The sequence below is a fragment of the Immundisolibacter cernigliae genome, assembly GCF_001697225.1.
Taxonomy (GTDB): Bacteria; Pseudomonadota; Gammaproteobacteria; order Immundisolibacterales; family Immundisolibacteraceae; genus Immundisolibacter; species Immundisolibacter cernigliae.
In genome coordinates this window covers 1,720,715-1,743,140 of sequence record NZ_CP014671.1, presented here as the reverse complement: position 1 = coordinate 1,743,140, position 22,426 = coordinate 1,720,715, and the positions used below count along the sequence as shown (strand labels likewise).

Sequence of the window (22,426 nt, the reverse complement as noted above, 5' to 3'; positions counted from 1 at the left end):
CGTCCCCTGCCAGCTCCCGGAACACCTCGCGCGCCAGCAGCAGCGGGGACCGAGACGGAACTATATGATGATCCGGGATGGAACACCTAGGCCAAGGCGTGCCGCAGGACTACGTTCAGGCGGTCAAGTGGTATCGCCTGGCGGCAGAGCAAGGCCGTGCTGCGGCCCAGAGAACCCTCGGGTTCATGTACGACAAGGGCCAAGGCGTGCCGCAGGACTACGTTCAGGCGGTCAAGTGGTATCGCCTGGCGGCAGAGCAAGGCGATGCTGCGGCCCAGAACAACCTCGGGACCATGTACGACTACGGCCGAGGCGTGCCGCAGGACTATGTGCAGGCGCACAAGTGGTACAGCCTTGCAGCGTCTCAAGCACTAACCAAATCGGAATCGCACGAGCAGGTCGTCAAGAACCGCGACCAAGCCGCCGCCAGGATGACTCCAGCGCAAATAGCCGAAGCGAAGCGGCTGGCGCGGGAATGGACGCCTAAGTCGGAGGGCTTGGGGCAGTAGGCGGCAAATGGACATGAGAAATGCCAGTTGGAGGTTACAGAGTATGTCTTCAATAAAAATCGCGATAGGGAACATGGCCTTGGCCGCATCGGTCCTGGCAGGAGCCGCACAAGCCGGCACGTGTCAATGGAAAGACGAAAAGGGACTTACGCATTTTGCCGCGCACTGTCCGCTTGATAGTGATGCCAAAATTGAGGCGCGCTATACGGGCGGGACCGTGCCGCTTAACCAGGAGCCAGCACCAAGCCTGATTATTGAGCAGGCTAACCGTCTCAATGCAAAAAGGGCCGCAGAAGCAGCGCGCACGGAGAGCAAGGCCGCGCATCAAAGGGCCGAAAAGGCCGCCGATGAGGCGCGCAGGGCGAACGAAGCGGCAGCTAGTCAGGAAACTGCACGTGAGGCTAGAATGGAAGAACGCTTTGACCGGCTGGAAAGGCAAATCCGGTTTAACAAGATCATGGACGATTATCACAGGCAGATCCAGGAAATCAATAGCCGGTAGAACACAATATATCAACCGTAGCCCGGATGAAGCACAGCGGAATCCAGGATGATCCGGCCACGGCGCCCGCTACGGTTCTAACGCACCTTGCACGAAGTCGGCGACCTGTTTCCGATGTGATTGGTTGCCTGTAGGAGCGGGCCATGCCCGCGACAGGAACGTTGCAATCAATCACACTCGATGCGCCCGATTTGAACGGTCGCGGTCGCGGTCGCGGGCATGGCCCGCTCCTACAAGAATCGCGCCCGCATATATGGCGTACGGCGCAGCGTATTCCGCCTTTTGTGTTATGCGGACCACGCTTGCTACGCCGCCCCACGGACGGCGATAGGCCGCGTTCGGCATGAGCCGAAGTTCGGGCAGGACCAGAAATCACTCCGCCCGGCGCGTCCGGCCTTGCGGATCATCTTGATCTCGCATTTCGGGCAACTGGGTGTGCTGAAGTCCCCGCGCGTCACCTAACTCAGAAGTGCGGTCCGTTCGGTCTGTGAACCGCCCCGGGAATCGTGGAGCCCCGTTGGTTTGAATCAGCGAGCGGGTGGGCAAAGCGCAGCGTGCCCACGCGATTACATAGCCGGGTTGTTGATATTCCGAGCTGATGCCGCACGAATTTTTCGCGCTGGCCGTCTTGAGAAATTCCCTATGTCGAATCGTAAACCGTAGACGTGACCAGTGAGTTATTGAACAACCGCGTGGGCACGCTGTGCTTTGCCCACCCTACCCGCCACTGCCAGCAACCGTCGCCTGGATGAAGCGCAGCGGAATCCTGGGTGTGGCGAGCTGAAAACGTCATGGATGCGGTTTTTCGGCGTTGCCGGAAAGAAACAGCGAACTGCGCGCGCCCTCGGTGACCACCCTGACCGCCGGGTGGCGCAGGCGCCGCTCGGTCGAGATGGCGTAGAAGCGCTCGCGTACTTCGTCCGTGGCGCCGATCAGGACCACGCCGTACTGGCGCACGATGTCATCCGCCACCGCACTCGGGCCGACGAACACGCCCGCGCCGGCCTGGCCGAAGGACTTCATCAAGCTGGCATCGTCGAACTCGCCGGCGATCAGCGGGCGGATGTCATGGCGGTCCAGCCAGTGGTCGATGGCGCCGCGCAGCGCCCCGCGGGGCGCCGGCAGCAGCAGCGGCGCTTCGCGCAGCAGGTCCGGAAACCGCCCGGGATGGCGCTCGCGTACCACCGGCGCGGCGAAGAAGCTGATCCCGCACTCGCCCAGCAGGTGGCTGAAGGCGCGCAGCTCCAGATTGGCCGCCAGTGCCGTGTCCGCCAGCACCAGGTCGAGCCTGTGCAGCGCCAGTTCCGCCACCAGATCCTCGAGCGGGCCTTCCCGGCAGGCGAGCTGCACCGGGCGGTCCAGGGCGAGGGCCGGCGCCAGCAGCCGCTGCACGATGACCTTCGACAGCACGTCGACCACGCCCACGCGAAACGGCAGCGGCCGGTCGATGCTGCGTCCGGCGACGGCGGCCTGCATTTCCGAGCCCAGCCGGAAGATCTCCTGCGCGTAGCCGAATGCCAGATGCCCGAGCTCGGTGAGCGCAATGCCCCGCCCGGCCGGGGCGAACAGCCGTCCGCCCAGCGTGCGTTCCAGCGCGCGCAACTGGCCGGTGATGGTCTGCGGCGTCAGGAACAGCACCTTGGCCGCGCCGATGACGCTGCCCTCGCGCGCCACGGTCCAGAAGTAGTACAGGTGGTTGTAGTTGAGGCCGCGCATCCATTTACTCGGAATTACATTGGGTATGGACCATTAAAAAATCGATTTTTATTGTTATCAAGCTTGTCGTAGGCTGCCCCGGCGTCGTTATCTGAAGTCCGAGGCTCGTTATGAAACGTGTCGGTTTGTTCCTGCTTACCAACCTCGCCGTGCTGGCGGTGCTGGCGGTGACCAGCCGCCTGCTCGGCGTGGATCGGTTCCTCACCCAGAACGGCCTCGACCTGCCGGCGCTGTTCGGATTCGCCGCCGTGTTCGGCATGGGCGGCGCCTTGATTTCCCTTGCCATGTCGCGCTGGATGGCGGTGCGCAGCACCGGCGCGCGGGTGATCGGCCAGCCGGCCGACGCCACCGAGCGCTGGCTGCTCGATACCGTGGCGCGGCAGGCGCAGATGGCCGGCCTGCCGATGCCGCAGGTGGCGATCTTCGACTCGCCGCAGCCGAACGCCTTCGCCACCGGTCCCAGCCGCTCGCGCTCGCTGGTGGCGGTGTCCAGCGGCCTGCTCGAACAGATGGACCGGCGCCAGGTGGAGGCGGTGCTGGCACACGAGCTCAGCCACATCGCCAATGGCGACATGGTGACGCTGACGCTGATCCAGGGCGTGGTCAACACCTTCGTGATCGCGCTGGCGCGCATCGTCGGCTACGCCGTCGACCGTGCGCTGGCCGGCGGGCAGGAGCGCGAGGCGCCCGGCCCCGGCTTCTGGATCACCAGTCTGGTGTGCGAGCTGTTGCTGGGCATCCTGGCCACGATGGTGGTGATGGCCTTCAGCCGCCGGCGCGAATTTCGCGCCGATGCCGGCGGCGCGCGCCTGGCCGGGCGCGGCGCCATGATCGCGGCGCTGGAGCGCCTGCGTGCCGTGCACGAGCCGCAGGCGCTGCCGGCATCGCTGAACGCCTTCGGCATCCTGGGCGGCAAGGCCCTGGCGCGATTGTTCATGTCCCACCCGCCGCTCGAAGAGCGCATCGCGGCGCTGCGCGCCGCCCTCTGAGCCAGCCCTTTTCCGATCACCCGGAGGATATCGCCATGCAGTGCCCAAACTGCCAGATCGACCTGCAGATGACCGAGCGCCACGGCATCGAGATCGACTACTGCCCGCGCTGCCGCGGCGTGTGGCTGGACCGCGGCGAACTGGACAAGATCATCGAACGCGCCGGCGCCAATGAGGGCCGTCCGCGGGCGGCGCCCCGGCAGGCGCCGCCTGAGCACGATCTTCGTCCCGGTGATGACGACCATCGCGGTCGCGATCATCGCCACCCGAAATCGCGCAAGCGCGGCCTGCTCGGCGAGCTGTTCGACTTCGACTGAACCTGGCGCGCCCCTGCAGCCGGCCCGGCCGGCGTCACCGCAGGCGGGCGGCGCATGGCCGGCCGCTGGATTTATGACTCCCTGAGAACGCGACACCATGATCGAGACGATCGGCAACGGCTGGATGTGGACGGGCTTCGTCGCCTTCATCGGCATGATGGTGGCCATCGATATGCTGCTGCTCGGCCGGCAGGGGGCGCACCGGGTCAGCGCGCGCGAGGCAGGCGTCTGGTCGCTGGTGTGGGTGGCGCTGGCGCTGGGCTTCAACGCCGGGTTGTGGTGGTGGCTGGACGGGCAGCTGGGCCGGGAGATTGCCAACCAGCGGGCGCTCGAATTCCTGACCGGTTATCTGGTCGAGAAGGCGCTGGCGGTCGACAACATCTTCGTGTTCGTGATGATCTTCGGCTACTTCGCCGTGCCGGCCGAGTACCAGCGGCGGGTGCTGCTGTACGGCGTGCTGGGTGCGATCGTGATGCGCGCGGTGATGATCCTGGCCGGCGCGCTGCTGATCGCGCGCTTTCACTGGGTGCTGTACCTGTTCGGCGCATTGCTGGTGGCCACCGGCGTCAAGATGCTGCTGTTCGCCGACCACGCGCCGGATCTGGCGAAAAACCCGGTGCTGCGCTGGCTGCGCGGGCACTTGCGGGTGACCGACGACTACCACGGCGACCGCTTCACCGTGCGCCGGGACGGCGTGCTGTGGTTCACGCCCTTGTTCCTGGTGCTGGTGATGATCGAGGTCAGCGACCTGGTGTTCGCGGTGGACAGCATTCCGGCCATCTATGCCATCACGACCGACCCGTTCATCGTGTTCACGTCGAACATGTTCGCCATCCTCGGCCTGCGGGCGCTGTACTTTCTGCTCGCCGACATGGCGCAGCGCTTTCACCTGCTCAAGTACGGCGTGGCGCTGGTGCTGGTGCTGATCGGCGCCAAGATGCTGCTGGCCGAGCTGTACAAGCTGCCGATCGGTGTGGCGCTGGGGCTGGTGGCGCTGATTCTGGCCACCAGCGTGCTGGTGAGCCTGTGGCAGGCGCGCCGTCAGCAACCGTAGCCTGGATGAAGCGCAGCGGAATCCGGGATGACCGGACTAAGCAGACCACGCTTGCTGCGCCGCCCCACGGACGGCGATAGGCCGCGTTCGGCATGAGCTGAAGTTCGGATAGACCAGAATCACTTCCAGGACGTGCGAGCGTCACAACCCGACACACAGGGACAGGCCCTTTGCAGCGCACAGACGGCCCCCCGCGCTAGGCGTCGGGGCCGTCGTGATGATCTGCGTCAGGCTGGCGACAGGGGGGCGGCGGAGCCGTTGCCGGTCACGCCCGCTGTTGCTTGGAACTTGCGGTGCAGCTCGATGTTCTGCGGCTCCAGCGCAAACGCCGTCTGGTAGCTGACGTTGTGCCGGGCGTGCTCGTCGTAGCGCAGGTACCAGACGCGGTGCATCTTGTAGAACGGCACCGTCGGGTACAGGTGATGGATCAGGTGGTAGTTCTGATACACCAGCAGTGGCGTGAGCAGCCATTCCCAGCCCATGCGCATGGTGGTGGCCAGGTACGGATCCTCGTGATGGCTGACCATGGCCGGGTGGTGCGGCAGGATGACGAACACCAGGGCGATCAGGAACAGCGAGATGCGCGTCGGGATGAACCACAGCATGAACAGCTCGTAGCCGTAGCCGAGCGCGATCAGGGTGCCGACCGCCAGCGCCAGGCAGCTGTAGAACGCGATCAGTTCCTTCCTGTGTTTCTTCACCAGGTGCTGGCCGCGGGTGAAGAAGTACCAGATGTACCAGAGGTCGAAGAATGCCCAGCGCAGCGGCGCCTGCCAGCCGGGCCCGTCATGTTCGAAGCGGTCCGGATCCTGGGCACCGTTGGCGTGAATGTGGTGTTGGTTGTGCAGCCAGCGCAGCGCCACCATCGGCGCGTAGGGGAACAGGAACAGCAGCGACACGTCGGCGATGGTTTCGTTGAGCCAGCCGATGCGCGAGATGGCGCGGTGGGCGCCGTCGTGAATCGGGCTGAACAGGCCGTAGCTGAGCAGGCCGTTGATCAGCGCGCCGGCCCAGAAGCTCATGCGGCCGCTCAGGCACAGGTACCAGACGGCCGCCATGCCGCCCAGCATGAGGACCGCTAGTAGCGCGGTCGGTATGGCCAGCAACGGGGCGCGCATGTACTCGCGCAGCAGGGTTTCGCTGGGGGCCGGGGCGTGTGTTGCCATCGTTCTCATCTCCTTATGAGCGACGTCGTCCATGCGGTGGTCCGACGAGCGGGGCGCGCCGGGTGAAACGCAGAACGCATCATGCGGACGGGGCCGGCAGGCGATCTTGACCGGCGTCAACGGTATCGATGGGGTATCCCGGCAGCCGCTGGCCAGTTTGCCCAAAGCGAATCACGCCGCGGCGCCGTAATTCGGAATCCGTAAGGATCGGCTGATCCGGCGCGTCGCCGCGGCGTGTGCGCGCATCGCAACGCTCGGACCACCGCACGCGCGGAGGCGCAGCTGCCCCCATGGCGCGTAAAACGCCCAACACAAAGGTCCGGCTAGCGGCTGTTACCGGTTGTCGTCTATGTGATGGCAGGCCACCCGCAGCCCGCCGGCCAGCGTCACCGTGGGCGGATAGGTTTGGCGGCACAGGTCGGTGGCCAGCGGGCAGCGCGGGTGGTAGTGGCAACCGGGCGGCGGCGCCGCGGGCGAGGGCGGATCGCCGGCCGCGACGTGTGGCTCCGGGGTGGCGTCCAGCGCCACGCGCGGCACGGCCGCCAGCAGGGCGCGCGTGTAGGGGTGTTGTGGCGCCTGCAGCACGCCGGCCACCGGGCCGTGTTCGACGATCCTGCCCAGGTACATCACCGCCACCTCATCGGCCAGATACTCGACCACGCCCAGGTTGTGGGTGATCAGCAGATAGCTGAGGCCAAGCTCGGCCTTCAGTTCCTGCAGCAGGTCCAGGATCTGCGCCTGGATGGACAGGTCCAGCGCGCTGGTCGGCTCGTCGCACACCAGCAGGCGCGGCTGCACGGCCAGCGCGCGGGCGATGCTGATGCGCTGGCGCTGGCCGCCGGAGAACTCGTGCGGGTAGCGGTCGGCGGCGTTGGTGGGCAGGCCGACGCGGGCCAGCAATTCCGCCACCCGTTGTTCGCGCCAGGCGCGCTGCCCGATGCCGAGCGCATCCAGGCCCTCGCGCACGATGTCCGCCACGCGCAGGCGTGGGTTGAGCGAGCCGTAGGGGTCCTGGAACACGATCTGGAAATAGCGGCGCAGCGGACGCAGCCGCCGCGGCGGCAGGCTGGCCAGATCCGTGCCTTCGAAGTGCACGCTGCCGGCGCTGATATCGAGCAGGCGCAGGATGGCGCGGGCGAGCGTGGTCTTGCCGCAGCCGGACTCCCCGACCACCGCCAGCGTGCGGCCGCGGGCGAGGCTCAGCGACACGCCGTCCACGGCCCGCACGGCGCCGGCCTGGCGTTGCAGCAGGCCGCGGCGGATCGGGAAATGCACCTTCAGGTCGCGCACTTCGAGCACGGTTTCGCCCGCCGCCTCCGCCTCCGCCGTCGCCGGCACGGCGCCGTCCTGCCGCGGCCCGGTCAGGGACTGGCCACGGCGTGAGAAGTCCGGCAGCGCGGCGAACAGCGCCTGCGAGTAGGGATGCTGCGGGGCGCTGAAGAACCGCTCCCGCGGCGCCTGTTCCACCACCCGCCCGGCCTGCATCACGGCCACCTGATCGGCCATGCGCGCGGCCACGCCAAGGTCGTGCGTGACCAGCAGCAGGCCCATGCCGCGCGCGCGCTGCAGGCCCTGCAGCAGGTCCAGGATCTGCGCCTGGGTGGTGACGTCCAGCGCCGTGGTCGGCTCGTCGGCGATCAGCAGCTGCGGGTCGCAGGCCAGCGCCATGGCGATCATGGCGCGCTGTTTCATGCCGCCCGACAACTGGTGCGGGAATTCGTCGTAGCGGTGCGCCGGGTCGGCCATGCCGGTGGCGGCCAGCAGCTCCACGCCCCGCGCACGCACGGCGCGCCCGCTGCCGCCCAGGTGGTGGGCGATGACCTCGGCGATCTGGGCGCCGATGCGCATGACCGGGTTCAGGCTGGTCATCGGTTCCTGAAAGATCATGCCGATGCGCCGGCCGCGCACGGCGCGCATGGCCGCCTCCGGCAGGGCGCTCAGGTTCGTGCCGTCCAGCCACACTTCGCCGCCGACCTGGCGGGCGCTGGGCGGCAGCAGGCGCAGGATGGACAGCGCCGTCACCGACTTGCCGCAGCCGGATTCGCCCAGCAGCACCAGCGTCTGGCCGGCATCCAGACTCAGCGAGACGCCGTCGACGGCCACCAGCGGGCCGGTGGGGGTCGCAAACTGCGTGCGCAGCTCGCGCAGTTCGAGCAGGTGGGACATCAGTGCTTACCGCCCTGGCGTGGATCCAGCGCGTCGCGCAGGGCATCGGCCAGCAGGTTGGCCGGCAGCACCAGGCCAAGCATGAAGGTGAATGCCGCCGCCAGCGACCACCACACGGCCGGCTCGCGGGCCAGCTCCAGGCGGGCGGTGTTGATCATGTTGCCCCACGACACGGTGCCCGGATCCACGCCGACGCCGACGTAGGACAGCACTGCCTCGGCCAGCACCAGGCCGCTGAAGTCGATGACGGCGGTAAGCAGCACCAGATGCGTGAGGTTGGGCCACAGGTGGCGGGCGATGATGCGCCACTGCGTCTGCCCGAGTGCGCGCGCCGACTGCACGTATTCGAGCTCGCGCAGCTTGAGCGCCTCGCCGCGCAGCAGCCGGCACAGGCCGATCCAGCCGGTGGCGCCCAGGATCAGGCACAGCGCCGTCAGGCGCAGGTCGGCCCGCTGCTGCACGTCGGCGAAGGCCGCCACGTGCTGGTCCATGTACAGGTCCAGCGTCAGCACCGCGGCGGCGATCAGCAGCACGCCGGGGATGGCGTTCAGCGTCGCGTACAGGTACTGCACCAGATCGTCCACGCGCCCACCGAAGTAACCGGCCGCGGTGCCCAGCAGCACCGCCAGCGGCAACGCCAGCAGCAGGCTGCCGCTGCCGATGATGACCCCGGTGCGGATGCTTTTGAGGCTCAGGTACAGCACGTCCTGACCGACCTTGTCGGTGCCCAGCACGTGGTAGGCGGTGGCCAGCGCAGCCACGGCGGCGACGGTGATGGCAAGCAGCGTGGCCGTGACCAGCGCGCTGCGCCAGGCCACGTCGGTATCGCCCCGCAGCAGGCGGCCGGCGGCAGCGCGCCACGGCAGCCGCGCGCGACGCGCCAGGCGCCAGCAGACCAGCGCCGTCAGCGCCGCGCCAACCGCCAGGCCCGCGACCAGCGCCGGCAGCAGTCGCTTGACGATGTCGCCACGGCGGGCGCTGACATCCGCCAGATGCGCGCCGCCGTGTTCCAGGCGCGGAAACACCCGCTGCACGCTGCCGTCGTCTGCGGTGACCGTCTCGCGTGCGTAGCTGTAGAGGGCCAGCGGCGCCGAGTAGGTCTTCTCGCCGCGCTCGCGCAGCGGCAGGAGCAGCCGGTCCAGCACGGATTCCACCACCGGGCTGTACGCGCCGGGCGTGTCCGCCAGCGATGGCCGAAAATGAATCGAATCGAGCAGTGCGACCGCCACGTAAGGCGCCAGAAACACCAGCGAGGCCATCGCCATTGGTCGGCGCGCCAGTGCCCGGAAAGCCGCTGCCAGGCGCGGCGTATGGCGCACCCGCCACAGCAGCGCAGTGGCGGCGGCCACGATCAGCCACAGCAGCACATCGGTGGTCAGCAGCACCGGCTGCACGGGCCAGGTCATCACTGCAGGCGCACCCGCGGATCGGCCAGCGTGTAGGACACGTCCGTCAGCAGCAGGCCGAGCAGGTACAGCAGCGCGCCCAGGAACACCATGGCCCGCACGATGGAGAAGTCCTGGCTCTGGATGGCGTCGATGGTGTAGCTGCCAAGGCCCGGGATGGCAAAGAACGACTCGGTCAGCAGGCCGCCCATGAACAGCAGCGGGATCACCGCCACCACGCCGGTCAGGATCGGAATGGCGGCATTGCGCAGCAAGTGGCGGCCCAGCACGCGGCCTTCGGACAGGCCCTTGGCGCGGGCGGTGCGGATGTAGTCCTTGCCGGCTTCCTCCAGGAACAGCAGCCGGTACCAGCGCAGTCCGCCGCCGATGCCCGACACCACGCCCACCAGCAGCGGCAGGATCAGGAACTTGAGTGCCCCCCAGCCGTCCTGCCAGCCGGACACCGGCGCCAGGTTCAGCAGCTTGGCCAGCAGGTACTGGGCGCCGATGATGTAGAACAGGGTCGAGATCGACATGCCGACCACGGCCAGGAACACCGCCGCCCGCTCCAGGCCGCTGCCGCGCACGAACACCACGCCCAGCGCCAGCGTGATGTTGGTCAGCAGGCCCAGGATCAGGCCCGGCACGGCGATGGCCAGGCTCGGCCCCATGCGCTGACGGATGTCGCGGCCGATGTCGCGGCCGTCGTCGGCGTGCCCGAAATCGAGCACCAGCAGGCGCGCCGACTTCTCGAAAAACAGGGTGTCGGTGAAGCGGCCCAGGCCCCGCGACTGCGGCGCGTACAGCAGCGGCCGGTCGTAGCCGTGGGCGCGTTTCCAGGTGGCGATGGCGTCGGCGGTGACGTGCTTGTTGCCAAGGTGCAGGCGGGCCATGTCGTCCGGGCTGTTGACCACGAAGAACAGCGCGAAGGTCAGCAGGTTCACGCCGATCAGGATCGGTACCGCGTACAGCAGCCGGCGCAGCAGATAGGCGGTCATGGGTGGTCGCCGTGGGCGTTTGCGCGCAGGCGTTTGCGCCACAGGCGGATCGCCGGCACCGCGCTCAGCAGCAACAGCGCGCCGACGGCCACGACCGGTGCCCAGCGGGGTTTGTTCCAGGCCGCCCGCATGCTGGCCCGCAGGGACGGATCCAGGCGCTGGTACTTGAGCGTGTTGGTGGCCATGTCGTTGGGTTTCAGGTTGGCGGTCCAGGCGTGATTGAGCACCACCTGCTGCGGGTGAAAGCCGGCCACCCAGGGTGCGTCGCGGCGCAGCAGCTCGACCATGCGGTCGATCAGGCGCTGGCGTTCGGCGCCATTGGGCAGCACCCGCATGCGCTCGAAGGCGCGGTCGAACTCGGCATTGGCGTAGTTGCTGGCGTTCTCGCCGCCGTGCTTGACCTTGCCGTTGGGGCCATAGAACAGGAACAGGAAATTCTCCGGGTCCGGGTAGTCGGCGTTCCAGCCCCATTGGTAAATCTGCGCCTGGCCGCGGCGCATCTTGTCCTGGAAGCGGTTGTAGTCGGTGCTGCGCACCACCAGTTGCACGCCCAGCTTGCCGAATTGCTTGCGCAGCCAGTCCATGTAGCTCTTGGCGTCCGGACCGCTGGCCATGGAGTCGAAGTACAGCACCAGCGGCTTGCCGCTGGCGGCATCGCGCCCGTTGGGGTAACCGGCCGTCTTGAGCAGTGCCCGGGCGCGCTCGATGCCCAGGCGCTGCGGCCGGCCCGCCTGCCAGCCATAGGCGTAGCGGTTGATGCCGGCCTCGCCGTCGCGGTAGCCGAAGATGCCGGGCGGCAGCGGCCCCTGCATGGCCAGGCCCAGGCCGTTCTGGAAGATGGCGATGGATTCTTCCTGGTCGATGGCGATGGCAATCGCCTGGCGCAGGGCGCGCGGCTTCGGGCCGTCACCGCCGACGGTGTCGTCGAGCATGTTCAGGCCGGTGTAGAAGATCGACGACATCACGCTGGAACTCAGGCGCATGCCGCGCGAGCGCATGGCGTCGGTCAGTTCGAGCTCGCCCCCGGCGCCCAGGTTCACCACCTGGTCGAAGCTGTCCTGGCCCACCGCCGAGCGGTCGTAGTAGCCCTGCAGGAACTTGGTCCACACCGGAATGCTCTCGCGCTCCAGGCTGTAGACGGCGCGGTCGATGAACGGCATCGGCTTGCCGGCGTCAGCCAGCAGGCCGGCGGCGGCATCGCCCGGCTCGCCATCGGCCGGATAGGGCTCGCCGCGGAACAGCGGATTGCGCTCCAGCACCATGCGCCGGTTCGGATCGTTCACGCTGAGCATGTACGGCCCGGTACCGACCGGGTACCAGTCCAGGCTGATGTTCTTGGCAGCCAGGCCCGGCTGGCTGTAGAAGCGGTCCGCTTCCCACGGCAGCGGCGCGAAGAACGGCATCGCCAGCCAGTACGTGAACTGCGGGTAGACGTCGGTCAGGCGAATGCGCAGCGTGTAGCGGTCGACCGCCTGCACGCCGGCCAGATCGAAGCGGCGCAGATCCAGCCACTTGTCATCATCGACAGCCGCCAGCGCCTCGGACAGCTGCGCGAAACCGGCGATGTGCGCCTGCAGCAGGCCGCGGATCGGCGACTGCACGCGGGGGCTCGCCAGGCGCTTGATCTGATAGAGATAGTCGTCGGCGGTCAGTTCGCGGCTGGCACGCTGCGCAAAGTCGGCCAGGGTGTCGATGCGTCCGAGCGCCGCCGGGTCCAGGCGGTGGTAAAGCAGCCGACCGTCGTCAGCGCGCGCAAAGGCCGGGTGCGGCGCGTAGCGGATGCCGGGCTGGATGCGGATTTCGTACATGCTGGCCGCCGCCCCGGCTGGGTCGGCGCCGGCGGGCAGGGCATTGCCGGCGCGGTCCAGCAGGGTCGTGCGGGGCAGTTCGGCGGCACTCAGCGGCACCAGCGCGAAGGGCCGGCGCAGGTAGTGGTACTGCAGCGGCGGCTCATACACCTGCTGGATGAAGGCGTACTCGTTCGAGCTGTACGCGACTGCGGGGTCGAGGTGCTTGGGCCGTTCGGCGAAGGCCGCGTAGAGCGTGTTCGCGTTTTGCTCGGCGGCCGGGTAGGGGCTGTTCAGGGGCCCCTCGCCACAGCCGGCCAGCGCGATCAGCAGCAGGGGCAACAGCAGGCGAAACGGGGCGGGAAGGCGCATTGGCGGCGATTCTGCCATAGCGCCCCGGGCGCCGGGGGCAGATGGGGAATACCGGCCGGCGGCTATAATGCGCGCCCGATCAGGCGCAGGGCAGGGGGTACGCGATGGGATTTTTGACCGGCAAACGGGCGCTTGTCGTCGGTGTGGCGAGCGATCGCTCGATTGCTACCGGCATTGCCGAGGCGATGCACCGGCAGGGTGCCGAGCTCGCCTTCACCTATCAGAACGACAAGCTGCGCAAGCGGGTCGAGGAATTCGCCGCCGAGTGCGGCAGCGACATCACCCTGCCGCTGGACGTCGGCGACGACGCGCAGATCGACGCCGCCTTCGCGGCGCTCGGCCAGCGCTGGGACGGCTTCGACATCGTGGTGCACAGCGTCGCCTTCGCGCCGCGCGAGGAACTGCAGGGCAGCTTTGTCGAGGCCGTGACGCGCGAGGGTTTTCGCCAGGCGCACGACATCAGCGCCTACAGCCTGGCGGCGCTGGCCAAGGCCGCCCGGCCGATGCTGCGCCCCGGCGGCGCGCTGCTGGCGCTGACCTATCTGGGCGCCGTGCGGGTGTTGCCGAATTACAACGTGATGGGGCTGGCCAAGGCGAGCCTCGAGGCCTGCATCCGCTATCTGGCTGCGTCCATGGGGCCGGACGGTATCCGCGTCAATGGCATCTCGGCCGGGCCGATCCGCACCCTGGCGGCGTCCGGCATCTCCGGCCTGCGCAGCATGCTGGACTACCATGCGGCCCATGCGCCGCTGCGGCGCAACGTGAGCATCGAGGACGTCGGCAACGTGGCGGCGTTCCTGTGCTCGGACCTGGCGGCCGGCGTGACCGGCGAGATCACCTACGTCGACGGCGGTTACAACATCGTCGGCATGGGCGGCTGATACGCCGTCGCAGCGCCGGTTCTGCGGGGCCGGCGGCGTGCGGGCGGTAGCTACGGCTGGTTCTGGACGATCCGCACCGGATACCGAGCTCGCAGCGCGGTGAGCTGTTCGGTCAGCGTCTGGTCGGCCCGAATGGCAAGCAACTGCGTGCGCAGCGCCTCCCGCGTCTGGGCATCCGCGGCCGCTGCCCCGGCGTGACGGCCGGTGACCGTGACGATCGCGTAACTGCCGTCATCCAGCGCCAGGCCACCGTGGCCCGGTTTGCCGTCGCTGACCGGCAAGGCAAAGGCCTGTTTGAGTACCGCCGCCGGCAGACCTTCCGTGCCCTCGCGGCCCACGTCAGGCAGCGCCTTGAATTCCGCGCCATGCTGTTTCAGGAGCGCCTCGACGTTCTCACCGGCCTGCAGTTTCTCGAGCAGCGCCTCACCGGCCTTGCGGGCCGCCGCCGCACCGTCCTGTTGGCGCAGGCGCAGGACGATGTCCGCCCTCACCTCATCCAGTGGACGCGGTGCCGCGGGCGTGTGGTCGGTCACGCGCAGCACCGCGTAGCGCCCGCTGCCGGTTTCAAACACCTCGCTGTTCTCACCGCCGATGACGTCGTTGCTGAAGGCATGGCGCAGGAATTCCGGGTTGGCAGCGATGCCGGTGTTGCCGCTGCGCGCAATCGGGCCGATTTCCTGCACCTGCAGACCCAACGCCTTGGCGGCCGGTTCCAGCGTGTCCGGGTGTTCGAAGCTCTGGCTGCGCAGGGTTTCCGCTGCGGCGAAAAACCGCTCCTCGGCCAGTTCCCGCTGCAGTTGCTGGCGCAGGTTGTCGCGTACCTCTGCCAGCGGCGGAACGGCGCCGGGCTTGATGTCGGTCACTTCCAGCAGGTGAAAGCCGAACGGCGTGCGGATCGGTTCGCTCAGGGTGTTCTTGGCCAGCGTGAACGCCGCCTCGTCGAAGGCGGCGGTCATGCCGCCGCGCGTGAAATAGCCCAGATCGCCACCCTGCTCGGCGGAGCCCGGATCGGCTGACTCGGCCTTGGCCAGCGCTGCGAAATCAGCGCCGGCGACGAGCTTGGCGCGTAGCTCGGCGGCCTTCAGCCGTGCCTGCTCGACGGCTTGCGGCGTCGCATCCTCGGCCACCCGCACCAGGATGTGCCGAACCCGGCGCTGCTCGGCGCTGCCGAGCTCGGGCTTGAGTTCCTCGTAGCGCTTTTGGAGCATGGCGTCGTCGATGGCCAGTTCACCTGCCATGGCATCAAGGCTCAGTTCCAGGTACGCCACGCGCACCTGCTCGGCGGTCTGGAAGTCGGCTTTGTGCGCGTCGTAATAGGCCTGGATGGTTGCATCGTCCGGGGGGGCGGCAGGCGCGAATTTTTGCCAGTCGATCGTTGCCAGGCGCAGGTCGCGCCGCTCGAACCACAGTGCGGCCAGCTCATCGAGCTCGGCTGCCGACATGAATGCCGTTTCGGCAAGGCCGGACTCGATCTGCTGCAAGGCCAGCGAGCTGCGCAAGTCGGCCTCGAAGGCGGCCGGCGTGAGCCCCTGGCGGCGCAGCTGCGACTCGTAGAGCGCGCGATCGAAGCCGTTTTCTCCGGCAAAGGCCGGCGTGGCCTGGATCAGCGCCGCCACTGCCGTGTCGGGCACCTGCAGACGCCGCCGACTGGCCTCCTGCAGCAGCAACTCGCGGTTGATCAGGCGCTCCAGCACCGCGCGCCGGGTGCCCGGATGGTCGAGAAATTCCGGTGAATAGGCGTCGCCCAGGCTCTGGCGCAGGCGTTGCCCTTCCTGGCGCAGGGCCTGTTGCAGGGCACTGACAGTGACGGAAGCGTCACCAACGTGCGCCGCGGCGGTGTTGCCGGTTGGCTGTACGTAGGAATTGACGCCCCACAGCGCAAAGGGCACGACCAGCAACACCAGGATCGTGCTGACCAGCCAGCGCGGGGCCTTTTCGCGGATTTGTTCCAGCATGGGTTGTTTTTTCAGGTTGCAGAAAACACAAAGGGTGAAGCCAGTTGGAACCGACTTCACCCTTCACGGCTGGTAAATGGCGTAGCGCCAAATTGGCGGAGCGGACGGGACTTGAACCCGCGACCCCCGGCGTGACAGGCCGGTATTCTAACCAGCTGAACTACCGCTCCTGATGCATTCGGTGGGTGCTGAGAGGATCGAACTCCCGACATCCGCCGTGTAAAGGCGACGCTCTACCAGCTGAGCTAAGCACCCCTGCAAGAACGCGCTATTTTATGCCGTCTTTGAGACCTTTACCAGCCTTGAACTTGGCGGTCTTGCTGGCCTTGATCTTGATGGGCTGGCCGGTGCGCGGATTGCGACCGGTACGCGCGCCGCGCTTGCCTACCGAAAATGTGCCAAAACCTACGACAGTGACCGTGTCGCCCTTCTTGAGCGCTGCGGTGATGGCGCCAACGGCCGAGTCCAGCGCGCGTCCGGCGGCCGCCTTGGAAATTTCGGCGCCGTCGGCAATCGCGTCGATCAGATCAGATTTATTCACGTGAGTCCCCCTGGGTCGGTGGTTGAGTTGCCCTGAGTCTTGTTCGCCCGAGAACGCGCGGAAAACCCGCGCCAGACATGGGCCGGCGAGTTATACCAACGGCAAAAAACGCATGTCAACAAAGCGTTTTTTTCGCATCAGTGCGCGATGTAGCTTTCTGCGGGCGCGGGCGGCGTATCCGCCGCCGTCACTGGCACCGATACGGCCCCTGGCAGCGCGGTCAGGGCGTGCTGGAATACCTCGTCGATCCATTGCACCGGCTGGATGTCGAGGCGCTGCTTCACGTCCTCAGGCACATCGGCCAGGTCTTTTTCATTGTCCTTCGGAATCAATACCTTGATGATCCCGCCCCGCAGCGCGGCCAGCAGTTTTTCCTTCAGGCCGCCGATCGCCAGGACCTCGCCGCGCAGGGTGATTTCGCCGGTCATGGCCACGTCGGCACGCACCGGAATGCCGCTCAGGGCGGAGGTCAACGCGGTGACCATGGCGACGCCGGCACTGGGGCCGTCCTTGGGTATCGCGCCCTCGGGTACATGCAGGTGAAAATCGTTCTGCTGGAAGCTTTCTGCGGTGATTCCCAGCTGTGACGCGCGGCTGCGCACCACGGTCAGGGCTGCCTTTACCGATTCCTGCATGACTTCGCCCAGCTGTCCGGTGAGCGTCAGACCGCCCTTGCCGGGGACGACGGCGGCTTCCACCGTCAGCAGTTCGCCGCCGACTTCGGTCCAAGCCAGCCCGGTGACCTGGCCGATCCGGTTCTGCGTATCCGCCAGGCCGGGCCGGTAGCGCTGGACACCCAGGTAATCGCCGAGGTTCTTTTCCGTGATGCGCAGCTTGCCCTTGCGGGTCTTCTGCACCGCCTCGCGCACGGCCTTGCGACAGACCTTGTTGATCTCGCGCTCCAGATTCCGCACCCCCGCCTCGCGGGTGTACAGCTGGATGATGGCCCGCAGCGCCTCGTCCGAGAACGCGATTTCGGTGTCCTTGAGGCCATTGTCGGTGAGCGCCTTGGGCACCAGGTAGCGCTTGGCAATGTTCAGCTTCTCGTCTTCCGTGTAGCCTGCCAGGCGGATCACTTCCATCCGGTCCAGCAGCGGCGCGGGGATGTTGAGCGTGTTGGCGGTGGCCACGAACAGCACGTCCGACAGGTCGTAATCGACCTCCAGATAATGGTCGTTGAAGGCGTGGTTCTGCTCCGGATCCAGCACTTCGAGCAGCGCCGAGGCCGGGTCGCCGCGAAAATCCATGGCCATCTTGTCGACTTCGTCGAGCATGAACACCGGATTGCGGGTGCCGACCTTGGCCAGGTTCTGTAGCACCTTGCCCGGCAGGGAGCCGATGTAGGTGCGCCGATGGCCGCGGATTTCGGCCTCGTCGCGCACGCCGCCGAGCGACATGCGGGCGAACTTGCGTCCGGTGGCGTTGGCGATCGAGCGTCCGAGCGAGGTCTTGCCCACGCCCGGCGGGCCGACCAGACACAGGATCGGGCCCTTGAGCTTGCGCACGCGCTGCTGCACGGCCAGATATTCGAGGATGCGCTCCTTGACCTTCTCCAGGCCGTAGTGATCCCGCTCCAGCACCTGCTGGGCCTGATCGAGATCCCGCCGCACGCGGCTGCGTGTGCGCCATGGCAGCTGCACGATCCAGTCGAGGTAATTGCGCACCACTGTGGCTTCGGCCGCCATCGGCGACATCATCCGCAGCTTGGCCAGCTCGCTGCGCGCCTTGGCCAGTACCGCCTTGGGCGGGCCGGCAGCCTCGATGCGCCGTTCCAGCTCGTCCAGGTCGTTGCTGCCGTCTTCGAGTTCACCCAGTTCCTTCTGGATGGCGCGCATCTGTTCGTTCAGGTAGTACTCGCGCTGGCTTTTCTCCATCTGGCGCTTGACCCGGCCGCGCATGCGCTTCTCGACCTGCAGCAGGTCGATTTCGGTTTCAAGCAAATGCAGCAGATGTTCGAGGCGCGGCACGACGTCGACGATTTCCAGCAGTTCCTGCTTCTTGGGCAGGCGCACCGGCAGGTGGGCGGCGATGGTGTCGGCCAGGCGCGAGGAGTCGTTGATCTCGGCGAGCGCCGTCAGCGCCTCGGGCGGAATTTTCTTGCTGCCGCGCACGTACTGCTCGAACTGCTCCAGCACACTGCGCTGCAGGACCGTGTCTTCCTTGGGATCGACCTCGGCTGCCTGCGGAACGGCCAGCTTGGCCATGAAACAGCCGTCGCGCTGTGACCATTCGGTGACGCTGGCGCGGCTGATGCCCTCGACCAGCACCTTTACCGTGCCGTCCGGCAGCTTGAGCATCTGCAGCACGTGCGCCACGGTGCCGGCGGTGTAGATGTCTTCGGACTTGGGGTCGTCCATGCCGGCGTCTTTCTGCGCGGCCAGGAAAATCCGCTTGTCGTGGGCGTCGCTCAGCTCAAGGGCGGTGATCGATTTTTCCCGCCCGACGAACAGCGGGATCACCATGTGCGGGAACACCACCACGTCACGCAGCGGCAACACCGGCAGCGTCAGGGAATCGGAATCAGCGTCGGGACGCTTGTGCTTACGGTCGGTCACCCGGGGTAGGCCTCGGCAGTGGGGAAGGGCAGCGCGGGCGGCCGCCATGCTCAACAGATGGAGGCGACGCCGGTCGAACTCAAGCCCCGACCGGGCTGCTTGCCGGACCGGGCGGGGGGGCGGCTTCAGTCGCCGGCAGCGCTTTGCTGCAGCGGCGGGTCTTCGTAGATCAGCAGCGGTTTGCCTTCGGCACTGAAGATGTTGTCGTCGAAGACGACCTTTTTCAGGTTTCGCATCGACGGCAGCTCGAACATGATGTCGAGCAAGGCGTGCTCCAGGATCGAGCGCAGGCCGCGGGCGCCGGTCTTGCGCTCCATGGCCTTGTCGGCGATGGCGTCCAGCGCCTCGGGGCGGAATTCCAGGTCCACGCCTTCCATGCGAAACAGCTTCTGGTACTGCTTGACCAGCGCATTCTTGGGATCCGTCAGGATGCGAATGAGGGACTCGCGGTCCAGTTCCGTGAGCGTGGCCACCACCGGCAGGCGGCCGACGAACTCCGGAATTAGGCCGAAACGGATCAGGTCGTGCGGTTCGACCTTGGCCAGCAGGCGGCTGGTGTCCTTGTTCTCGGCGTCGCTCTTGATGTCGGCCGAGAAGCCGATGCCGCCTTTCTCCATGCGCTGCTGGACGATTTTCTCCAGGCCATTGAAGGCGCCGCCGCAGATGAACAGGATGTTGCGCGTGTCCACCTGCAGGAATTCCTGCTGCGGGTGCTTGCGCCCGCCCTGCGGCGGCACCGAGGCGATGGTGCCCTCGATCAGCTTCAGCAGCGCCTGCTGCACGCCCTCGCCGGACACGTCGCGGGTGATGGATGGATTGTCGGATTTGCGCGAAATCTTGTCGATTTCGTCGATGTAGACAATGCCGGTCTGCGCCCGCTCGGCGTCGTAGTCGCACTTCTGCAACAGCTTCTGGATGATGTTCTCGACATCCTCGCCGACGTAACCGGCTTCGGTCAGCGTGGTGGCGTCGGCGATCGTGAACGGCACGTTCAGGATGCGCGCCAGGGTCTCGGCCAGCAGGGTCTTGCCCGAGCCGGTCGGCCCGACCAGCAGGATGTTGCTCTTGCTCAGCTCGACTTCGTCCTTCTGCTGGCCGGCGTCGAGGCGCTTGTAGTGGTTGTAGACGGCGACGGACAGGATTTTTTTGGCCTGCTCCTGGCCGATGACGTAATCGTCCAGGTGCTTGCACAGCTCGCGCGGGGTCGGCAGGCGCTTGCGCCGCTCGTCGGCGGCCTTCTCACCCACCTCGTCGCGGATGATGTCGTTGCACAGCTCGACGCACTCGTCGCAGACGAACACCGACGGGCCGGCGATGAGCTTGCGCACCTCGTGCTGGCTCTTGCCGCAGAACGAGCAGTACAGGAGCTTCTCGCCGTCGCTGCTGCGTTTGTCGTCGCTCATAACCTCACCCTGCAAGCTACGGTTTCAGCGTCGATGCCGGCGTTCGAAAGCCGGCATCGACGCCGCGTTCCAGAATTCCTCGTCAGCAAATTTATACCGCCAACGGCACCTGCAAGAAACTTTTCGTCCGTCCGTCGAGCGCTCACACCCGCTTGTCGATGACCTTGTCGACCAGGTTGTATTCGACTGCTTCCTTCGCCGACAGGAAGTTGTCGCGGTCGGTGTCGTTGCGAATCTGGTCGATCGTGCGTCCGGTGTGCGTAGCCAGGATATCGTTCAGCAAATCGCGAATCTTGAGCATCTCGCGGGCGTGGATCTCGATATCCGAGGCCTGGCCGCGAAAGCCGCCCAGCGGCTGGTGGATCATCACCCGCGAGTTGGGCAATGCAAATCGCTTGCCAGGCGCGCCGGCCGCCAGCAGCACGGCACCCATGCTGGCCGCCTGGCCGATGCACAGCGTCGACACCGCCGGCTTGATGAACTGCATGGTGTCGTAGATGGCCAGGCCCGCCGTGACCGAGCCGCCCGGCGAGTTGATGTAGAAATGGATGTCCTTGTCCGGGTTCTCGGACTCCAGGAACAGCAGCTGCGCCACCACCAGATTGGCGATGTGGTCCTCGACCGGGCCGACCAGGAACACCACACGCTCCTTGAGCAGGCGCGAGAAGATGTCGTAGGCGCGCTCGCCGCGGGCGGTTTGCTCGACCACCATCGGCACGAGGCCCTGGGCGACGGGGCCGGGCAGGCTGTGGAACGGGTCGGTCATGAAGGCAATGCTCCGTGGTGTGAGAGTGCTGCGTAGGGTTGGTTTCAGGTGGCGACGGCGTCGTCGAAGGACAAGACCTCTTCGGTGACCTGCACCTTGGACAGCACCCAATCGACCAGTTGCTCTTCGAGCGCCATGTTTTCAATTTCCTGCAGGCGCTCCGGCTGGCTGTAGTACCAGTTGATCACCATGTCCTTGTCGTCGAAGCCGGCGGCCATGCGCTCGATTTCGGCGCGCACGCGGGCCGGGTCGGTCTTGATGCCCTCGCGCTGGGTGATCTCAGCAAGCAGCAGGCCAAGTTTGACCCGGCGCGCGGCTTCGGCCTCGTAGGGCGCCATGTCCGCATGCGGATCGACGGCCGGATTGCGCTGCTGGGCCTGGTGGGCGAGGTTGTGAGCCTCCTGATGCACCAGGCTGTGCGGCAGGTCGAACTGGTGTTGCTGCTCCAGTAACTGCATGACGGCCGCCTTGCGGCGCCGGCGCAGCGCGGTCGTCAGCTCCTGTTCGAGCCGTTCGCGCAGCCGCGCCCGCAGCGCATCCAGGTCGCCGTCCTCGATGCCGAAGGCCTGCACGAACTCCGTGTTCATTTCCGGCAGCGCGATTTCCTGGACCGCCTTGACGGTGACCGCGAACTGGGCATCCTTACCTGCGAGGGTGTCGCGCGGGTAGTCGGCCGGGAAGGTGACCTTGACGGTGCGTTCGTCGCCGGCGCTGGCCCCCAGCAACTGATCCTCGAAATCGCCGATCAGGGTGCCGCTGCCCAGCACGATGGGCACGTCCTGGGCGGTGCCGCCCTCGAAAGCCACGCCGTCGATGGTGCCGACGAAGTCGATCATGACGCGGTCGTCACGGGCGGCCGGACGGGCGACTTCGGGCCATTCGGCGCGCTGGCGGCGCATGCGGTCGAGCATTTTCTCGACGTCGTCATCGGTCACGGTGGCGCTGGGCAGGCTCAGCGTCACGCCGCCGAGGTCCGCCAGGGCGATATCCGGAAACACCTCGAAGCTGGCCGAGAAGCGCAGCGCGTCGCCGCCCTCGGCGGGTTCGGCGCGGATGTCCGGGTTGCCGGCCGGGCGCAGCTGGTGCTCGCCCAGGCCTTCGATGAACTTGCCCTGCAGCAGCTCGCCCACCACCTCGTCGCGCAGGCGGGCCTCATGCTGACGGCGCACCACCGACAGCGGCGCCTTGCCGGGGCGAAAGCCGTTCACGCGCGCCTGGCGCGCCAGCTGGTTAAGGCGCGTGGCGACCTGTTGCTCGACTTCGGTCGCGGGCAGGGACAACATCAACCGACGCTTCAGGGCACCGGTGTTTTCCAGCAGAGTGGTCATTGCGGATTCGGAAATCTTGGTCGGATGGAAGGGGGA

18 protein-coding genes and 2 tRNA genes are annotated in these 22,426 nt (G+C 67.0%); 6 read left to right on the top strand and 14 right to left on the bottom strand.

Annotated elements, in window-relative coordinates:
• Nucleotides 1-98: 98 nt before the first annotated feature.
• Both PG2T_RS08280 and PG2T_RS16060 read left to right on the top strand, forming a co-directional pair.
• Nucleotides 99-509 (top strand): tetratricopeptide repeat protein, encoded by a 411-nt coding sequence (locus tag PG2T_RS08280; RefSeq protein WP_202816285.1) that lies wholly within the window; start codon nt 99-101, stop codon nt 507-509.
• A gap of 43 nt (nt 510-552) precedes the next feature.
• The gene (locus PG2T_RS16060; RefSeq protein ID WP_145931049.1) at nt 553-1,011 is read left to right on the top strand and encodes a hypothetical protein; all 459 of its coding nucleotides are present in this window, start codon (nt 553-555) and stop codon (nt 1,009-1,011) included.
• A 789-nt stretch (nt 1,012-1,800) separates the two neighbouring features.
• Here the strand turns inward: PG2T_RS16060 and nhaR are convergent.
• Nucleotides 1,801-2,727, bottom strand: coding sequence for a transcriptional activator NhaR (nhaR, locus tag PG2T_RS08275; protein ID WP_068804129.1), 927 nt, complete (start codon nt 2,725-2,727; stop codon nt 1,801-1,803).
• Nucleotides 2,728-2,837: 110 nt separating this feature from the next.
• On the opposite strand from nhaR, the gene htpX reads away from it, so the two are divergent.
• The 3 genes from htpX (at nt 2,838) to PG2T_RS08260 (ending at nt 5,087) form a co-directional block, all read left to right on the top strand.
• Complete coding sequence (gene htpX / locus PG2T_RS08270; protein WP_068804128.1) at nt 2,838-3,716, top strand: protease HtpX; 879 nt, start codon at nt 2,838-2,840, stop codon at nt 3,714-3,716.
• 35 nt (nt 3,717-3,751) lie between these two features.
• Nucleotides 3,752-4,033: a TFIIB-type zinc ribbon-containing protein gene (locus PG2T_RS08265; protein WP_068804125.1), complete on the top strand. Its 282-nt coding sequence runs from the start codon at nt 3,752-3,754 to the stop codon at nt 4,031-4,033.
• 97 nt (nt 4,034-4,130) lie between these two features.
• Complete coding sequence (locus PG2T_RS08260; RefSeq protein WP_068804124.1) at nt 4,131-5,087, top strand: TerC family protein; 957 nt, start codon at nt 4,131-4,133, stop codon at nt 5,085-5,087.
• A 227-nt stretch (nt 5,088-5,314) separates the two neighbouring features.
• On the opposite strand, the gene PG2T_RS08255 is transcribed toward PG2T_RS08260, so the two are convergent.
• From PG2T_RS08255 to PG2T_RS08235, 5 genes are all read right to left on the bottom strand, one after another.
• Nucleotides 5,315-6,253: a fatty acid desaturase gene (locus PG2T_RS08255; protein ID WP_068804121.1), complete on the bottom strand. Its 939-nt coding sequence runs from the start codon at nt 6,251-6,253 to the stop codon at nt 5,315-5,317.
• 333 nt (nt 6,254-6,586) lie between these two features.
• Nucleotides 6,587-8,419: an ABC transporter ATP-binding protein gene (locus PG2T_RS08250; RefSeq protein WP_068804119.1), complete on the bottom strand. Its 1,833-nt coding sequence runs from the start codon at nt 8,417-8,419 to the stop codon at nt 6,587-6,589.
• On the bottom strand, nt 8,419-9,825 hold the full coding sequence (locus PG2T_RS08245; RefSeq protein WP_068804117.1) for an ABC transporter permease: 1,407 nt from the start codon (nt 9,823-9,825) through the stop codon (nt 8,419-8,421). Before PG2T_RS08245 ends, PG2T_RS08250 begins: the two co-directional genes overlap by 1 nt.
• Nucleotides 9,825-10,802 carry an ABC transporter permease gene (locus tag PG2T_RS08240; RefSeq protein ID WP_068804115.1) on the bottom strand — a complete coding sequence of 326 codons (978 nt, stop codon included), beginning with the start codon at nt 10,800-10,802 and terminating at the stop codon, nt 9,825-9,827. The genes PG2T_RS08245 and PG2T_RS08240 overlap by 1 nt, the downstream gene beginning before the upstream one ends.
• Complete coding sequence (locus tag PG2T_RS08235; protein WP_068804113.1) at nt 10,799-12,961, bottom strand: ABC transporter substrate-binding protein; 2,163 nt, start codon at nt 12,959-12,961, stop codon at nt 10,799-10,801. The genes PG2T_RS08240 and PG2T_RS08235 overlap by 4 nt, the downstream gene beginning before the upstream one ends.
• Before the next feature lie 104 nt (nt 12,962-13,065).
• Here PG2T_RS08235 and PG2T_RS08230 point away from each other — a divergent pair, with 104 nt between their 5' ends.
• Nucleotides 13,066-13,842: an enoyl-ACP reductase FabI gene (locus PG2T_RS08230; RefSeq protein ID WP_068804112.1), complete on the top strand. Its 777-nt coding sequence runs from the start codon at nt 13,066-13,068 to the stop codon at nt 13,840-13,842.
• Between the two features lie 50 nt (nt 13,843-13,892).
• Here the strand turns inward: PG2T_RS08230 and PG2T_RS08225 are convergent, their stop codons facing one another.
• The 8 genes from PG2T_RS08225 to tig form a co-directional block, all read right to left on the bottom strand.
• On the bottom strand, nt 13,893-15,797 hold the full coding sequence (locus PG2T_RS08225; protein WP_068804111.1) for a SurA N-terminal domain-containing protein: 1,905 nt from the start codon (nt 15,795-15,797) through the stop codon (nt 13,893-13,895).
• 93 nt (nt 15,798-15,890) lie between these two features.
• A tRNA-Asp gene (locus PG2T_RS08220) sits at nt 15,891-15,967 on the bottom strand.
• 12 nt (nt 15,968-15,979) lie between these two features.
• Nucleotides 15,980-16,052: transfer RNA gene (locus tag PG2T_RS08215), tRNA-Val, on the bottom strand.
• A gap of 13 nt (nt 16,053-16,065) precedes the next feature.
• A complete protein-coding gene (locus PG2T_RS08210) occupies nt 16,066-16,338 on the bottom strand; it encodes an HU family DNA-binding protein (protein WP_068804110.1) in 273 nt (90 codons plus the stop codon).
• Between the two features lie 137 nt (nt 16,339-16,475).
• On the bottom strand, nt 16,476-18,893 hold the full coding sequence (lon, locus tag PG2T_RS08205) for an endopeptidase La (protein ID WP_068804109.1): 2,418 nt from the start codon (nt 18,891-18,893) through the stop codon (nt 16,476-16,478).
• 125 nt (nt 18,894-19,018) lie between these two features.
• Entirely contained in the window at nt 19,019-20,296 is a 1,278-nt protein-coding gene (gene clpX / locus PG2T_RS08200) for an ATP-dependent Clp protease ATP-binding subunit ClpX (protein ID WP_068804108.1), read from the bottom strand.
• A 142-nt stretch (nt 20,297-20,438) separates the two neighbouring features.
• Nucleotides 20,439-21,062 carry an ATP-dependent Clp endopeptidase proteolytic subunit ClpP gene (gene clpP, locus PG2T_RS08195; protein WP_068804106.1) on the bottom strand — a complete coding sequence of 208 codons (624 nt, stop codon included), beginning with the start codon at nt 21,060-21,062 and terminating at the stop codon, nt 20,439-20,441.
• Nucleotides 21,063-21,106: 44 nt separating this feature from the next.
• Complete coding sequence (tig, locus tag PG2T_RS08190) at nt 21,107-22,390, bottom strand: trigger factor (protein WP_068804103.1); 1,284 nt, start codon at nt 22,388-22,390, stop codon at nt 21,107-21,109.
• Nucleotides 22,391-22,426: the final 36 nt, after the last annotated feature.

Bases quoted from the DNA above. Each gene is read 5' to 3' on its own strand.
- PG2T_RS16060 (WP_145931049.1), top strand. From the start codon at position 553: ATGTCTTCAATAAAAATCGCGATAGGGAACATGGCCTTGGCCGCATCG.
- nhaR (WP_068804129.1), bottom strand. From the start codon at position 2,727: ATGCGCGGCCTCAACTACAACCACCTGTACTACTTCTGGACCGTGGCG.
- htpX (WP_068804128.1), top strand. From the start codon at position 2,838: ATGAAACGTGTCGGTTTGTTCCTGCTTACCAACCTCGCCGTGCTGGCG.
- PG2T_RS08265 (WP_068804125.1), top strand. From the start codon at position 3,752: ATGCAGTGCCCAAACTGCCAGATCGACCTGCAGATGACCGAGCGCCAC.
- PG2T_RS08260 (WP_068804124.1), top strand. From the start codon at position 4,131: ATGATCGAGACGATCGGCAACGGCTGGATGTGGACGGGCTTCGTCGCC.
- PG2T_RS08255 (WP_068804121.1), bottom strand. From the start codon at position 6,253: ATGGCAACACACGCCCCGGCCCCCAGCGAAACCCTGCTGCGCGAGTAC.
- PG2T_RS08250 (WP_068804119.1), bottom strand. From the start codon at position 8,419: ATGTCCCACCTGCTCGAACTGCGCGAGCTGCGCACGCAGTTTGCGACC.
- PG2T_RS08245 (WP_068804117.1), bottom strand. From the start codon at position 9,825: ATGACCTGGCCCGTGCAGCCGGTGCTGCTGACCACCGATGTGCTGCTG.
- PG2T_RS08240 (WP_068804115.1), bottom strand. From the start codon at position 10,802: ATGACCGCCTATCTGCTGCGCCGGCTGCTGTACGCGGTACCGATCCTG.
- PG2T_RS08235 (WP_068804113.1), bottom strand. From the start codon at position 12,961: ATGCGCCTTCCCGCCCCGTTTCGCCTGCTGTTGCCCCTGCTGCTGATC.
- PG2T_RS08230 (WP_068804112.1), top strand. From the start codon at position 13,066: ATGGGATTTTTGACCGGCAAACGGGCGCTTGTCGTCGGTGTGGCGAGC.
- PG2T_RS08225 (WP_068804111.1), bottom strand. From the start codon at position 15,797: ATGCTGGAACAAATCCGCGAAAAGGCCCCGCGCTGGCTGGTCAGCACG.
- clpX (WP_068804108.1), bottom strand. From the start codon at position 20,296: ATGAGCGACGACAAACGCAGCAGCGACGGCGAGAAGCTCCTGTACTGC.
- clpP (WP_068804106.1), bottom strand. From the start codon at position 21,062: ATGACCGACCCGTTCCACAGCCTGCCCGGCCCCGTCGCCCAGGGCCTC.
- tig (WP_068804103.1), bottom strand. From the start codon at position 22,390: ATGACCACTCTGCTGGAAAACACCGGTGCCCTGAAGCGTCGGTTGATG.